The sequence below is a fragment of the Gilliamella sp. B2969 genome (assembly GCF_026536195.1).
Lineage (GTDB): Bacteria > Pseudomonadota > Gammaproteobacteria > Enterobacterales > Orbaceae > Gilliamella.
In genome coordinates, this window is sequence record NZ_JAFNOP010000008.1 from 131,512 (window position 1) to 144,520 (window position 13,009).

At 34.0% G+C, this 13,009-nt stretch carries 10 protein-coding genes; 6 read left to right on the forward strand and 4 right to left on the reverse strand.

What is annotated here, in order from left to right:
- Nucleotides 1-13 precede the first annotated feature (13 nt).
- Nucleotides 14-190, reverse strand: a complete 177-nt coding sequence (locus tag J3U66_RS08815) for a Sec-independent protein translocase subunit TatA (RefSeq protein ID WP_065634325.1) — start codon at nt 188-190, stop codon at nt 14-16.
- A gap of 647 nt (nt 191-837) precedes the next feature.
- Here J3U66_RS08815 and J3U66_RS08820 point away from each other — a divergent pair.
- Both J3U66_RS08820 and J3U66_RS08825 read left to right on the forward strand, forming a co-directional pair.
- Complete coding sequence (locus J3U66_RS08820) at nt 838-1,524, forward strand: LexA family transcriptional regulator (protein ID WP_065634324.1); 687 nt, start codon at nt 838-840, stop codon at nt 1,522-1,524.
- A gap of 254 nt (nt 1,525-1,778) precedes the next feature.
- Complete coding sequence (locus J3U66_RS08825; protein WP_267333294.1) at nt 1,779-3,614, forward strand: ABC transporter ATP-binding protein; 1,836 nt, start codon at nt 1,779-1,781, stop codon at nt 3,612-3,614.
- Between the two features lie 60 nt (nt 3,615-3,674).
- Here the strand turns inward: J3U66_RS08825 and dacB are convergent, their stop codons facing one another.
- A complete protein-coding gene (gene dacB / locus J3U66_RS08830; protein ID WP_267333293.1) occupies nt 3,675-5,108 on the reverse strand; it encodes a serine-type D-Ala-D-Ala carboxypeptidase in 1,434 nt (477 codons plus the stop codon).
- Nucleotides 5,109-5,283: 175 nt separating this feature from the next.
- Between dacB and J3U66_RS08835 the strand changes: the two genes are divergently transcribed.
- Nucleotides 5,284-6,318, forward strand: a complete 1,035-nt coding sequence (locus J3U66_RS08835; RefSeq protein WP_267333292.1) for a TerC/Alx family metal homeostasis membrane protein — start codon at nt 5,284-5,286, stop codon at nt 6,316-6,318.
- A gap of 37 nt (nt 6,319-6,355) precedes the next feature.
- On the opposite strand, the gene cycA is transcribed toward J3U66_RS08835, so the two are convergent.
- Entirely contained in the window at nt 6,356-7,729 is a 1,374-nt protein-coding gene (gene cycA / locus J3U66_RS08840) for a D-serine/D-alanine/glycine transporter (RefSeq protein WP_267333291.1), read from the reverse strand.
- A gap of 199 nt (nt 7,730-7,928) precedes the next feature.
- On the opposite strand from cycA, the gene mltA reads away from it, so the two are divergent.
- From mltA to asmA, 3 genes are all read left to right on the forward strand, one after another.
- Nucleotides 7,929-9,017, forward strand: coding sequence for a murein transglycosylase A (gene mltA / locus J3U66_RS08845; protein ID WP_267333290.1), 1,089 nt, complete (start codon nt 7,929-7,931; stop codon nt 9,015-9,017).
- Nucleotides 9,018-9,087: 70 nt separating this feature from the next.
- Nucleotides 9,088-9,669, forward strand: a complete 582-nt coding sequence (gene dcd, locus J3U66_RS08850) for a dCTP deaminase (protein WP_065634318.1) — start codon at nt 9,088-9,090, stop codon at nt 9,667-9,669.
- Nucleotides 9,670-9,705: 36 nt separating this feature from the next.
- The gene (asmA, locus tag J3U66_RS08855; protein ID WP_267348767.1) at nt 9,706-11,595 is read left to right on the forward strand and encodes an outer membrane assembly protein AsmA; all 1,890 of its coding nucleotides are present in this window, start codon (nt 9,706-9,708) and stop codon (nt 11,593-11,595) included.
- Between the two features lie 72 nt (nt 11,596-11,667).
- Here the strand turns inward: asmA and hslU are convergent, their stop codons facing one another.
- Nucleotides 11,668-12,996 carry an HslU--HslV peptidase ATPase subunit gene (hslU, locus tag J3U66_RS08860; protein ID WP_267333288.1) on the reverse strand — a complete coding sequence of 443 codons (1,329 nt, stop codon included), beginning with the start codon at nt 12,994-12,996 and terminating at the stop codon, nt 11,668-11,670.
- Nucleotides 12,997-13,009: the final 13 nt, after the last annotated feature.

Here is a 13,009-nt window from a genome sequence, read left to right on the forward strand (position 1 = left end):
CCAACAAATATCGCTACTTATTATCAAGTTTGTTATCGTTTTTGACTTCAGTGTCATCATCATTCATCGCTTTTTTAAACCCTTTTAAAGCTGAACCTAAATCAGACCCTAAATTACGTAGTTTTTTTGTGCCAAATAATAAAATGACTACAGCAAGAAACACTAAAAGGTGTGGAATGCTAAATGACATATAAAAATCCTCTTTTAAAAAGTATTACTGCTATGCTTGATCCAAAACAACAACACAGCACTTAAAGTATTAGCTTAATTATACGCTTTTTATTAAGGGATTTCACAACAAGTTATTTTAGGATAAAAAAAAGACCTGTATATAAATATACAGGCCAACATGAAATATAAGGAATATAAGGAAAGAAAACAATGAAAAATCCTTACCCTGCTTATTATCCATTTTTTTTCGTTTTAGTCAACGTTTTTATTTGCTTTCGTATTTATTTAAAGAAAGGTAGCAAAATTAAAAATAAAACAAATAAAATCATTAATATACAATATAATAACCACTTAATTATTTCATTTTCAATATTTTAACTTAAATCAAAAATTATTAAAAAAAACATATTAAATTATAAAAATACTTTATTTTTCGTATAAAATAACTTTTTTAAAACAGAAAAAAACACATCATCATTTTTTTAAAAACTCTAATTTTAAAACGTAAAATTAAATAAAAATCAGAATATAAAACGAATAATTTAACCGAAATTAAGAAAAAACATTTTTAAATACAAACTATTCTGATAATCATATATATAAAACTAAAAAAATATGTTTTATAATTAGTAAACGGATGAAAATAAAAAGTAGACAGAAATAAATATGATTAAAAATAAAAATGTTAAAACATTTAAAGATAGATTATACAGCTCTATGCAAGGTTTATCTGTTTCTGCCTTTGCTAAAAAATGTGATATGTCAGAAACTGTTATCAGAGATTACTTATCAGGTAAAACATATCCATCTCTTACCCGTTTAGAAGTCATTGCGGAAAAATGTAATGTATCTTTCAACTGGCTTGCTACCGGTTATAAATTAGAAGTTTTCGATCCTAAAGACGAAGATGATGGTATTTATAACGAAAATATTTATCGAATTCCTGTTTATAAAAAACAATTACCCACTAAAGAAGAAGCGCAAACTCAGCGTTATGTTCGTGAAACCCCACCAGTGATGAATTATCCTATCGTTGAAGGTTGGGCTGCTCATCGAGGCCTCGATATCCGAAAACTAATAATTTATTGGGCTAAAGGCGATCTAATGGCACCAGACATTGAAAATAATAATGGCGTGATTATCAACACACAAGAAAGTGAACTTATTGATGGTGCCATTTATTTAATCGAATATGAAAATTTTACCTTGCTTAGGAAAATAAGATTAACACTGGGCAGTTGGATCTTAATTTGTAACAATAACCAATATCCAACTATTGAGGTTCCTAAAGCTCATTTCGAAAAATACAATATTGTAGGTCGTGCAGTACAAATCATTAAAGATGTTTTTTAATACCATAAGTAGCAATCCAAATTAGTTCAGGCTATAATTTAAACACGAGGAAATCTACAACCTGTAATTTCCTCGTTATTTTACTAATAGGTATAATTTTCCTACATCAGGTAGAAAGCTAAATAATGTTCATCTAAAAATATCACACAACAATTTAGTGTTTAGATAATTTATATCTATAACTATTACCCGCATATTTCTTTTGATCATTGATAAAAAATCAATGGCTAACCTTACTAATTATTGGGTCAATTATGTATCGATTTTTTGAAAAATTGGTGTCAGCTTATCCTAAAGATGACGCACAACCTACCGCTAAAAACTTTTTTAAATTTATTTGGCAATCCACAAAAGGCATTCGCATTTTTATATTATCACTCATTATACTTAGTGGTTTAAGTGGCGCTTTTGAAGCTTTCTTATTTGCGGCTTTAGGTAAAGTAGTTGATTGGCTGGCTGTCATTGAGCCAAGTAAATTTTGGCAACAAGAAAAAAGTACCTTAATTTTATTTACCTTAATCATTTTAGCAAGTACGTTGATTATTGGCTTACAAACCATTATTAAGCATCAGTCACTTGCTGGTAATTTTCCGATGAGAATACGTTGGAATTTACATCGTTTAGTCCTAAATCAAAGTATGCGATTTTTTCAAGACGAATTTGCAGGCAGAATATCAGCAAAAGTCATGCAAACAGCCCTTGCCGTTCGAGATACCTGTTTTTTGGTAGCAGATATTTTAGTTTATGTGCTTATCTCGTTTATCACCATGGCAGCAATTATTGGACAACTCGATCCTTGGTTCTTATTACCCTTTTTTGGCTGGTGTGTCCTTTTTGGCATTGCTATGTACTATTTCATTCCACGCTTAAGTAAAGTGGCGAGTATGCAGGCAGACGCCAGATCAACCATGACAGGACGCGTGACAGATGCCTATACCAATATTATGACAGTAAAACTTTTTTCACATGCTGGCAATGAAGCTAAATATGCCCAAGAGTCCATGGATGAATTTTTAATTACAGTCAATAAACAAATGCGCCTAGTGAGCAGTTTTGAAATTGTAAACCATTTGCTTTCTATTTCACTGATTTTAAGTACGACAGCGATTTCACTCTGGCTATGGAGCCAACAATTAGTCGGAGTGGGTGCGATTGCCACAACAACCGCAGTTGCACTACGATTAAATGGTTTTTCACATTGGATCATGTGGGAAATAGCGTCCTTATTTGAAAACATTGGTGTTGTTAAAGATGGAATAAAAACATTTTCAGCCACTCAAGCTGTCACAGATAAACCCGATGCAACTGAGCTTAAAGTCAATCAAGGTAAAATTGAATTTAAGCATATAGATTTTAATTATGATAAAAAACGGTTAAATGCGGTAATCGAGAATTTAGATCTTACCATCAATCCTGGTGAAAAAATTGGATTAGTCGGTCGTTCTGGTGCTGGTAAATCGACACTAATTAACTTGCTGTTACGTTTTTACGATTTACAGAGTGGTAAAATCATTATTGATGGTCAAGATATTACCAATGTTACCCAAGAAAGTTTACGTGCCAAAATTGGTATGGTCACCCAAGATACCTCGCTACTGCATCGTTCAGTAAAAGAAAATTTACTTTATGGTAATAATCAAGCCAGTGAGCAAGAGATGATCATAGCGGCTAAAAAAGCCCATGCTGATGACTTTATTCAAACATTAGTCGATGCTAAAGGTAGAACAGGTTATAACGCCTATGTAGGCGAACGAGGTATAAAATTATCGGGAGGGCAAAGACAACGAATCGCAATTGCTAGAGTCATTTTAAAAAATGCCCCTATTTTACTTTTGGATGAGGCAACAAGTGCACTTGATTCTGAAATAGAGCAAGCCATTCAAGAAAGTTTATATACCTTAATGGAAGGAAAAACCGTTATTGCGATAGCCCATCGTTTATCGACCATTGCAGCAATGGATAGATTAGTCGTGCTCGATCAAGGTAAAATCATTGAGCAAGGTACACACCAACAGCTATTAAATAAAAATGGTTTATATGCACAACTTTGGAAACATCAAAGTGGCGGCTTTTTGGGCGATAACCTTTAGCGAATTATCGATTAAAAAAGGAAGAATATACACGCAAGTATAATCTTCCTGTAATTCACATTAGTTAACAAAATTCTTATAAAATTCAGATTCAAATTTCATAATTGCACTTTTAGGCTCATTTTGGCTTTCAGCTTGATAGCCTGACAGTAACTGAACAAAAGCAATATAATGACCATCAGATTTTTGAATAAATCCAGCTAAATTATAACTACCTTGTATATAACCTGTTTTCGCAATAATAGCCTCTTTAAACGGTGGTTGGCTAAAACTTTTACGATATTGCAAAGTGCCATCTATTCCAGCTATGGGCAGTTTTTCAATAATTCCTAAGCGTGCATTATTAGCTGCAATGTATTGTAATACTTCCATTAATTTATCGGCACTAACTAAATTTAATCTCGACAATCCTGAACCATCCGCAATGACAAGATTCTCTAAATTAATTCCTGCTTTTTTGCGTAAAATTTGTTTTACCGCATCACTTCCATTACGCCAGGTACCTGAGATATTAAAATAGTGAGCACCCAGTGTTCTAAATATAGCATCAGCATACAAGTTATTAGACTTTTTCAACATCACAGTTAATAAATCAGACAAAGGAGCAGACTGACTTGCGGTTAACAAAGTAAGTTGTGAGTTAGTTTTTTTGTTTTTTTCTATTATGCCACCGGTATAACTTATTTTTTGTGCTTTTAGTTCATTCTTTAAAATCGTTGAAAAATATTCAATACTATCAACAACAGCAAACTTTAATGGCATTTTATCGGCACTAGCTGAGATACACCCAGACAAATAATATCGATTTTTATCTGAATAACTCACATCAAGTTCGCAATATTTATCATTTAAATCTTTACTATTTGCAGCAACAGTCCGAACATCACTGGTAATTATCACAGGATTGCTAGCGGCAACAGATGCAGATGCAATAGCACCAACTTTATTCGGTGTAATTGTTGCGTAAAAACAGTTATCATCAATTGTTGCGGCTGATGAAGGTGCGCTATAGCAAGCCGTTAAGTTATTCCATGACCAGCCTGGTGCTTTATCATGACTGGTAAAAATCGAGGTATCTAAAATTATATTACCTGCAATCTTTTCAATCCCTTTTTGGCGTAAAGCAATAAGCATACTGCGTAATTTTTCACGCGAAAACGTTGGATCACCACTTAATTGGATAATTAAATCACCATTTAATTGTTTATTACTTATTGTGCCATTAGTTTGCATTCGTGTAATAAACCGAAAATCGCTGCCTAACTCAAGTTCGGCTGCTAAAGCAGTAATCACTTTTTGTGTACTGGCCGGTTGCTTGAATTGATCACTTTTATATTTAGCTAAAAGTTTAGGATTATTTTCAACCGTCTGTACTAAAATTGATATGTCACTGCCTTTGGGTAGAGTAGAAATATAAGGTTCAACAGATTGTGCTTGGAGTAGACTGGAAAAAATTGCGATAATAAATAAGATAAATAGCCGAAAATTTAGCATGGAAGTTTGCTCGAAAGTTTAATAAACAAAGACAGTTTAAACAATTTGATAAATATATCTTTTTTTGGTTTTGCTATCAATATATACTCAATCATTTTTATGAAGATGTTTGATATAACTTAGAACAATACTTACATTACGTCATAAATCAATCTGAAAATTAGGTAATGTCACTATGATTCACAACTCATTAGGTTTCCCTATAGAAACCATTTTAGTTTTTATTATACTAGCAATTGTAGCAATAAGTATTGATTTATATGCTCATCATAATGATAAGCCTATTACTTTAACTAATGCTATAACCTGGTCTATTTTTTGGATTGTTATTGCATTATGTTTTGCGCTATTTTTATATATTCATCACGGCGCTGAAATAGCAAGCTTATTTTTAACAGGTTATGTGCTTGAAAAGGCGCTTTCAATCGATAATTTATTTGTCATTATGGCACTGTTTTCGTGGTTCAGCATTCCTGAAAATTATCGTCATCGATTACTTTACTTAGGCGTGATAGGCGCGATTATTTTCCGGGCTATTTTTGTCATCATTGGTACCGAATTATTAGCCCTAGGTCCTTGGATGGAATTGGTTTTCTCAGTCGCCGTTGCCTACAGTGGCGTAATGATGTTAAAAAACCAAAATCATGACCAAGCTATCAAAGATTACTCACACCATATTGCTTACCGAATTGCTAACCGTCTGTTTCCAACCTATCCCAAACTGGTTGGTCATCACTTTTTTTTGTCACGAAAACAAGTTCAAAATGAATTGACTAAACCAGAAAATAAAAATTTAAGCAATATCAATACTCACAAAGCGTTATATGCAACACCGCTTTTTTTATGTATTGTCGTTATTGAGCTGAGTGATGTCATGTTTGCTTTTGATTCCGTGCCAGCAGTTATCGCGGTGAGCCAAGAACCTTTAATTGTCTATAGTGCAATGATATTTGCTATTTTAGGTTTAAGAACACTGTACTTTGTATTAGAAGCGATGCAACAATATCTCGTGCATTTAGGTAAAGCTGTTATTTGCTTATTATTTTTTATCGCTATCAAATTGGCTCTGAATGCTAGCAACCATTTGTTCGGATACGGAATCGACATTACCCCAACAATGAGTTTATATATTGTGTTAGGTCTATTAGCTTTAGGGATTATTGCCAGTTTTATCTGGCCTAAAAAGAATAAACCCGCAAACAATTCATAATATTAGGCAGATAAAAAACCTGCCTAACTATTAGATTTTACTGTCTTTTTAAACCACGAACACAATAACTTACCGCTAAAATAACAAACCAAATTGGTGTTGCTATAAGCGCTTGGCGGGTATCTGTCTCAAACGTCAATAATACAATTACGAAAGCAAAAAATGCCAAGCATACATAACACATTAAAACGCCACCAGGCATTTTAAATTTAGATTGCTGATGTAAATCCGCTTTTTTTCGATAATAGGCGATATAAGAAACCAGAATCATCGACCAAATAAACATAAATAAAATAGCGGAAATGGTTGTAACAATGGTAAAAGCTGCCATTACGTCCGGTACTAAATAAATTAAAACTACACCACCAAATAAACAGGTACATGAAAACAGTAAACCATTGGCAGGGACAGATCTGCGCGATAATTTCCCAAAAGGTTCTGGAGCATCTTGTTTTTTGGCTAACCCAAATAACATTCGGCTGGTAGAGTAAATTCCACTATTGGCAGAAGATGCAGCTGAAGTTAAAACTACAAAATTAATAACACTGGCGGCGGCGGGTAAACCAATTAAGGTAAATAACTCAACAAACGGGCTTTTATTTGGCGAAATTAAAATCCAAGGTGTGACACTCATAATAATAATTAACGCAAAAACGTAAAAGAAAATAATACGAGCGGGTACCGAATTAATTGCTCGAGGTAGATTTTTATTTGGATCAACAGTTTCAGCGGCTGTAGTACCCACCAATTCAATACCCACAAAAGCAAAGATTGCAATTTGAAAACCAGCAAAAAAGCCCATTGAACCATGAGGGAAAAACCCACCATAACTCCATAAATTGGCAAAAGAAGCGGTAGTATTGGTCTGCTCTGAGTGAAAAGCAGTCAAAATCAAAACAAGTCCAACAACAATCAATGCTAAAATTGCAACAATTTTAATCATTGAAAACCAGAATTCGGTTTCACCAAACATTTTCACTGTTAATAAATTCAACGTCAATAACACAATTACCGTCAAGAGCATTGGGATCCATGCATGTAATTGAGGGAACCAATGCTGCGCATAACCAGCAATAGCAACAACATCAGCTATTCCAGTGATTACCCAGCAAAACCAATAAGTCCATCCTGTAAAAAACCCAGCCCAAGGGCCTAACAGATCATTGGCAAAATCACTAAAGGATTTATATTTTAAGTTAGACAAAAGGATTTCACCCATGGCTCGCATAACAAAAAATAAGATAAAGCCAATTATCATATACACAAAAATAATCGATGGTCCTGCAAGACTGATCGTTTTACCTGACCCCATAAATAAGCCGGTACCAATAGCACCACTGATTGCGATTAGTTGAATATGTCGATTGGAAAGATTTCGTTTAAGATCACTGTTTGGAGATGTATCGCTCATCGCATTGATTACCTTTAAGTTTCAAAATTTCACACTACTATCCGTAGTGTAGGACTATAAAGTTTATGCCGTCAAACCGCAAGCTTAATTGTTATGAAAACTTTTTATGGCAACATCACATTTAGTGGTAGTTTCTTATAATAGAATTGTGTAGCATAACCACCTATAATTTTATAACGTATTATAATGATTAACTAAGATGAAAGAATATAACCGCCATTATCGAATATATATTGTGTGCATTTTATTTGTACTAACCGTTTTAACTGGATGTCAAAGTAATGCAAAACGTCAATTTAAACAAGGACAACTGTACAAAGATGGTAAACTTAGTTCGCCACTCAATGTTAGTCATCCTGATCTGGGGATTCCAGTCAATATTACCGATTATGTGCTTCAAGTTAACAAAATTAAATCTACATCCCCATCTTTATATCGAAAAAATGAACATATTTATAAAGCAATAGATAACTGGATTAACCGGTCGTTAGGGGCAGATGAATTTAACAAAGTGGGGCTAAATAGTTATGAAATGGCAGGCCAAGATGGTTATGGTAATGTCCATTTAACGGGGTACTACACCCCTGTCATCAAAGCAAGACACCAACCAAATGCAGAGTTCAAATACCCTATTTATAAAATGCCTGCAAAAACTAGTGGACGATTACCGAATCGCGAACAAATTTATAATGGAGCCCTAGCCGGAAAGGGTCTTGAAATTGCTTACAGTAATTCCTTGATGGATAATTTTATTATGGAAGTACAAGGAAGTGCTTATATTGATTTTGAAGATGGTACCCCTTTAGTTTTCTTCTGTTATGGTGGTAAAAATGGTCATGGTTACTCAAGCATAGGTCGCTTATTAGTCGAACAAGGCGAAATCGATAAAGACAAAATGTCAATTCAAGCCATTAAAGATTGGGCTAAAAACAAAAGTGAAAAACAAGTCAAAGCATTATTAATTCAAAACCGTTCATTTGTTTTTTTTAAACCTCAACCTAATGCTGAGGTAAAAGGTGCAGCAGCGGTACCACTGGTTGCCAATGCATCGGTGGCATCAGATAAATCACTTATTCCAATTGGTTCAGTTGTGTTAGTGGATGTACCCTTACTTGATGACGATGGTCAATATCGAGGTCGTCGGGAAACGCGGTTGATGGTAGCGTTAGATGTTGGTGGCGCAATTAAAGGGCAACATTTTGATCTTTATTTAGGAATCGGTGATAAACCAGGAAAATTAGCCGGATACTATAATCATTATGGTCGTGCATGGGTTATCAAACCCTAAATTATCAACATCGACGGCATCGTTAGAACCTGTTAGAATAAGCAAATAACAGTATATTTAAGGATAACTCATGAGATTATGCGATCGAGATATCGAAGCGTATTTACAAAGTGGTAAACTAAAAATTACACCGCAACCAACAACTCATTGTATCAATGGCGCAACCGTCGATGTTAGATTGGGTAATAAATTTCGTACCTTTCGGGAACATACTACACCTTATATAGACTTGAGTGGTCCTAAAGAACAAGTATCAGCGGTTCTTGAACGTGTGATGAGTGAAGAAATGGTCCTTGCAGAAGGCGATGCTTTTTATCTTCATCCCGGTGAGTTAGCTTTAGCCGTCACGTTAGAATCTGTTACTATTCCTGACGACTTAGTTGGCTGGCTAGATGGTCGCTCATCACTGGCCAGATTAGGATTGATGGTACATGTGACCGCTCACCGTATCGATCCTGGTTGGCAAGGACAAATTGTATTAGAATTTTACAATTCGGGAAAAATCCCATTAGCGCTCAGACCAGGAATGACCATTGGCGCATTAAGTTTTGAAACATTAACTGGGAAAGCAGCAAGACCTTACAACAGCAGAAAAGATGCAAAATATAAAGATCAACAAGGTGCAGTTGCCAGTCGTATTGATAAAGACTAGCACGCTTAGTAGCTTATATTCTAAAGGAACATTAATATGATCAAAAAAATATTGGTTACGCTTTTAATTTTAATCCTCATTATTTCAATCGGTATTGTCTCATTAATCGTTTTTGTTGACCCCAATAATTTTCGAGGATTTATAACTGATACCGTCAAAGATAAAACAGGCTATGAATTAACTATCGAAGGAAATTTACGTTGGCACATTTGGCCACAAGTCAGTATATTAACTGATTCGGTTAAGCTTTCTGATCAAGATGCTAAAAAACCCATTCTAACAGCAGATAATATGCGTTTAGATGTGGAGTTGTTCCCACTGTTTTCTAAAAAATTGACTGTCAAAAATGTATTTATAAAATCGGCTATTATTAATATTACCGATGAAAGTAAAGGATTGGTTTTTGACAACAAAGAAGCTAACAAGCCAAACACATCTAACGGTGAAATATCACAAACTAAACAAGCTGCAAAACCATCAAATTGGGCGTTTACATTAAACAAACTTGAAGTCACTGATAGTACTGTTGTCATTCAACACAAAGATGATTTGATTAACTTTCGCAATATTAACTTAGCGATCGAGCAAAAATCAGATAAAAAAATGACAATTGATGTAAAAGGCAATGTTGATCGTAATCAACAAGATCTTTATTATGCTGCTAATGCTGATGTAGATTTAACCCAATATCCTAATAGCGCAATTATTGATTTGAAGAAATTTGAATATTCTTATAAAGGCATTACCTCATCGTTTAAAGCTCTAAAAGGCAATATCAATGGATTATTTAATTATCAACAAACGAATCCAATGCAATTAAGTAGTAAAAATTTATCTTTTTCAATCAATGAAAACAATTTTAATGGTGCATTTACTGCTAATTTAGACAACAAACCTGATATTGATCTGCAGCTTAGCTCGGATAAATTGAACCTATCGACATTTTTAACCAATGATAAAAAAGTAAACGACAATATCACTATACAACAAACACCTCCTGTGGTATCAAACGTTGAAAAAATTGAGAACGAACTCAATTTTCTTAATAGCTTCAATGCTAAACTTAAACTCAATTTAAAACAATTAGATGCTAATAACATTATATTGAATAATATCAATGTAAATATGGTCAATAATGATGGTGTAGCCACCTTTCATGATATCAATTTTGACTTTGCTAAAGGCCATGTAATAGCAACAGGTATCGCAAATGGTAAGCAAAAAAATACGCTAATTAAATTGAGTCCTAAAATTAGTAATGTTGATCTTAATACGTTCTTTACCCAAATAGAAACACCTAATGATTTGCAAGGATCATTTAATGCAAATGGTGATTTAGAAGCGAATACATTAATAGGTAATCGACTCTTAGAAAGTATAAAGGGTAATGTAGCAATCAATGTGACCAATGCCAGATTAAATAATATTAATATCAATAATATTATTCAAACTGCAGCAGCAAAATATACCAAAGATATATCTAATCCAGAAAATCAAAAAAACTATACTGAATTTTCTAATATCACAGCTAATGGCTATTTAAGCAATGGTAATTTAGAGCTAACAACGTTAGGAGCCAATTCTCAAACACTCGATGTCACCTCTGGCTCAGGCAGAGTTGGTATGACTCAAAAAGATTTAGATGTGAATTTAAACATTAAACTTTTAGGTGGCTGGAATGGTAAAAACGATACCATTGCAAAACTACAAAAGCTAACTATACCGTTACATATTTATGGGCAATTTGCTAATCTTCATTACCAAATTGATTTAGAACAAGTCATTAAGGATTTATTTAGTGATAAGTTGCAAGACAAGTTAGATAAATTACGCAATAAACTTGAAGGACGTAATTCAAAAGATGACTCTAAATCAAATTCTAAACAAAAAGCAGTAGATCTTTTAGAAGGTTTACTAACTAAATAAAAATAAGACAAATGAATAATAAAAAAGGTGAGTAATATACTCACCTTTTTTGTTTACCAGTTAAAAATAAAACTACAAAATAAACTTGCTTAGATCTTCATCTGCAACGAGTTTATCTAAATGCTCACCAACATACTTAGCATCAATTGTAACTGTTTGCCCATTAAGTTCACTCGCTTCAAACGAAACTTCTTCCATTAAACGTTCAAGCACGGTATGTAATCGACGAGCACCAATATTTTCATTTTGCTCATTTACTTGCCAAGCAGACTCCGCTATTTTACGTATCCCATCTGTGGTAAAATCAATATTCACACCTTCTGTTGCCATAAGTGCTTTATATTGTACAGTGAGTGATGCATTTGGCTCAGTTAAAATACGCTCAAAATCTTCACTGGTTAATGCTTGTAATTCAACTCGAATTGGTAAACGCCCTTGAAGTTCCGGTATTAAATCTGATGGGCTTGCTGTTTGGAATGCACCAGAAGCGATAAATAAAATATGATCAGTTTTTACTGAACCATGCTTAGTTGATACCGTGCATCCTTCAACTAAAGGTAATAAATCACGTTGCACCCCTTCACGAGACACATCAGGACCAGAAGAATTACCACGCTTACAAACTTTATCAATTTCGTCAATAAACACAATACCATTTTGTTCAACAGCTTCAATGGCTTGATGTTTAAGTTCTTCAGGATTTACAAGTTTAGCAGCTTCTTCTTCAATTAACTGTTTAAATGCATCTTTAATTTTCATTTTACGTGGTTTTGTTTTTTGACCACCTAAATTTTGAAACATCGATTGTAATTGATTCGTCATTTCTTCCATACCCGGAGGTGCCATGATTTCGACACCAATATTAACGCCGGCTACTTCAATTTCAATCTCTTTATCATCAAGTGCACCTTCACGGAGTTTTTTTCGAAAAGCTTGTCTAGCTGTTGAATCGTTATTATTTTCAACCTGTCCCCATCCATCTTTCGCTGGTGGGACCAGTACATCTAAAATACGTTCTTCAGCTAACTCTTGTGCACGATTGCGATTTTTTTCTATTGCTTCTTGACGAATCATTTTGACAGCGGAATCGGTTAAATCTCGAATAATAGAGTCAACCTCTTTACCAACATAACCGACTTCTGTAAATTTTGTTGCTTCGACTTTGATAAATGGAGCACGTGCTAATTTCGCTAATCTTCTGGCGATTTCGGTTTTACCTACCCCTGTTGGTCCAATCATTAATATATTTTTGGGTGTTACTTCATGGCGTAACGCTTCATCAAGCTGCATACGACGCCAACGATTACGCAATGCAATAGCAACAGAACGTTTTGCTTTATCTTGACCAATGATATGTTGGTTTAATTCGCTTACTATTTCGCGAGGAGTCATTTCAGACATAATAATTTTCTCT

What these genes read in the sequence shown, in the direction of transcription:
- dcd (WP_065634318.1), top strand. Translation starts at nt 9,088, where the DNA reads ATGAGATTATGCGATCGAGATATCGAAGCGTATTTACAAAGTGGTAAA.
- asmA (WP_267348767.1), top strand. Translation starts at nt 9,706, where the DNA reads ATGATCAAAAAAATATTGGTTACGCTTTTAATTTTAATCCTCATTATT.
- J3U66_RS08820 (WP_065634324.1), top strand. Translation starts at nt 838, where the DNA reads ATGATTAAAAATAAAAATGTTAAAACATTTAAAGATAGATTATACAGC.
- mltA (WP_267333290.1), top strand. Translation starts at nt 7,929, where the DNA reads ATGAAAGAATATAACCGCCATTATCGAATATATATTGTGTGCATTTTA.
- cycA (WP_267333291.1), bottom strand. Translation starts at nt 7,729, where the DNA reads ATGAGCGATACATCTCCAAACAGTGATCTTAAACGAAATCTTTCCAAT.
- J3U66_RS08815 (WP_065634325.1), bottom strand. Translation starts at nt 190, where the DNA reads ATGTCATTTAGCATTCCACACCTTTTAGTGTTTCTTGCTGTAGTCATT.
- J3U66_RS08825 (WP_267333294.1), top strand. Translation starts at nt 1,779, where the DNA reads ATGTATCGATTTTTTGAAAAATTGGTGTCAGCTTATCCTAAAGATGAC.
- hslU (WP_267333288.1), bottom strand. Translation starts at nt 12,996, where the DNA reads ATGTCTGAAATGACTCCTCGCGAAATAGTAAGCGAATTAAACCAACAT.
- J3U66_RS08835 (WP_267333292.1), top strand. Translation starts at nt 5,284, where the DNA reads ATGATTCACAACTCATTAGGTTTCCCTATAGAAACCATTTTAGTTTTT.
- dacB (WP_267333293.1), bottom strand. Translation starts at nt 5,108, where the DNA reads ATGCTAAATTTTCGGCTATTTATCTTATTTATTATCGCAATTTTTTCC.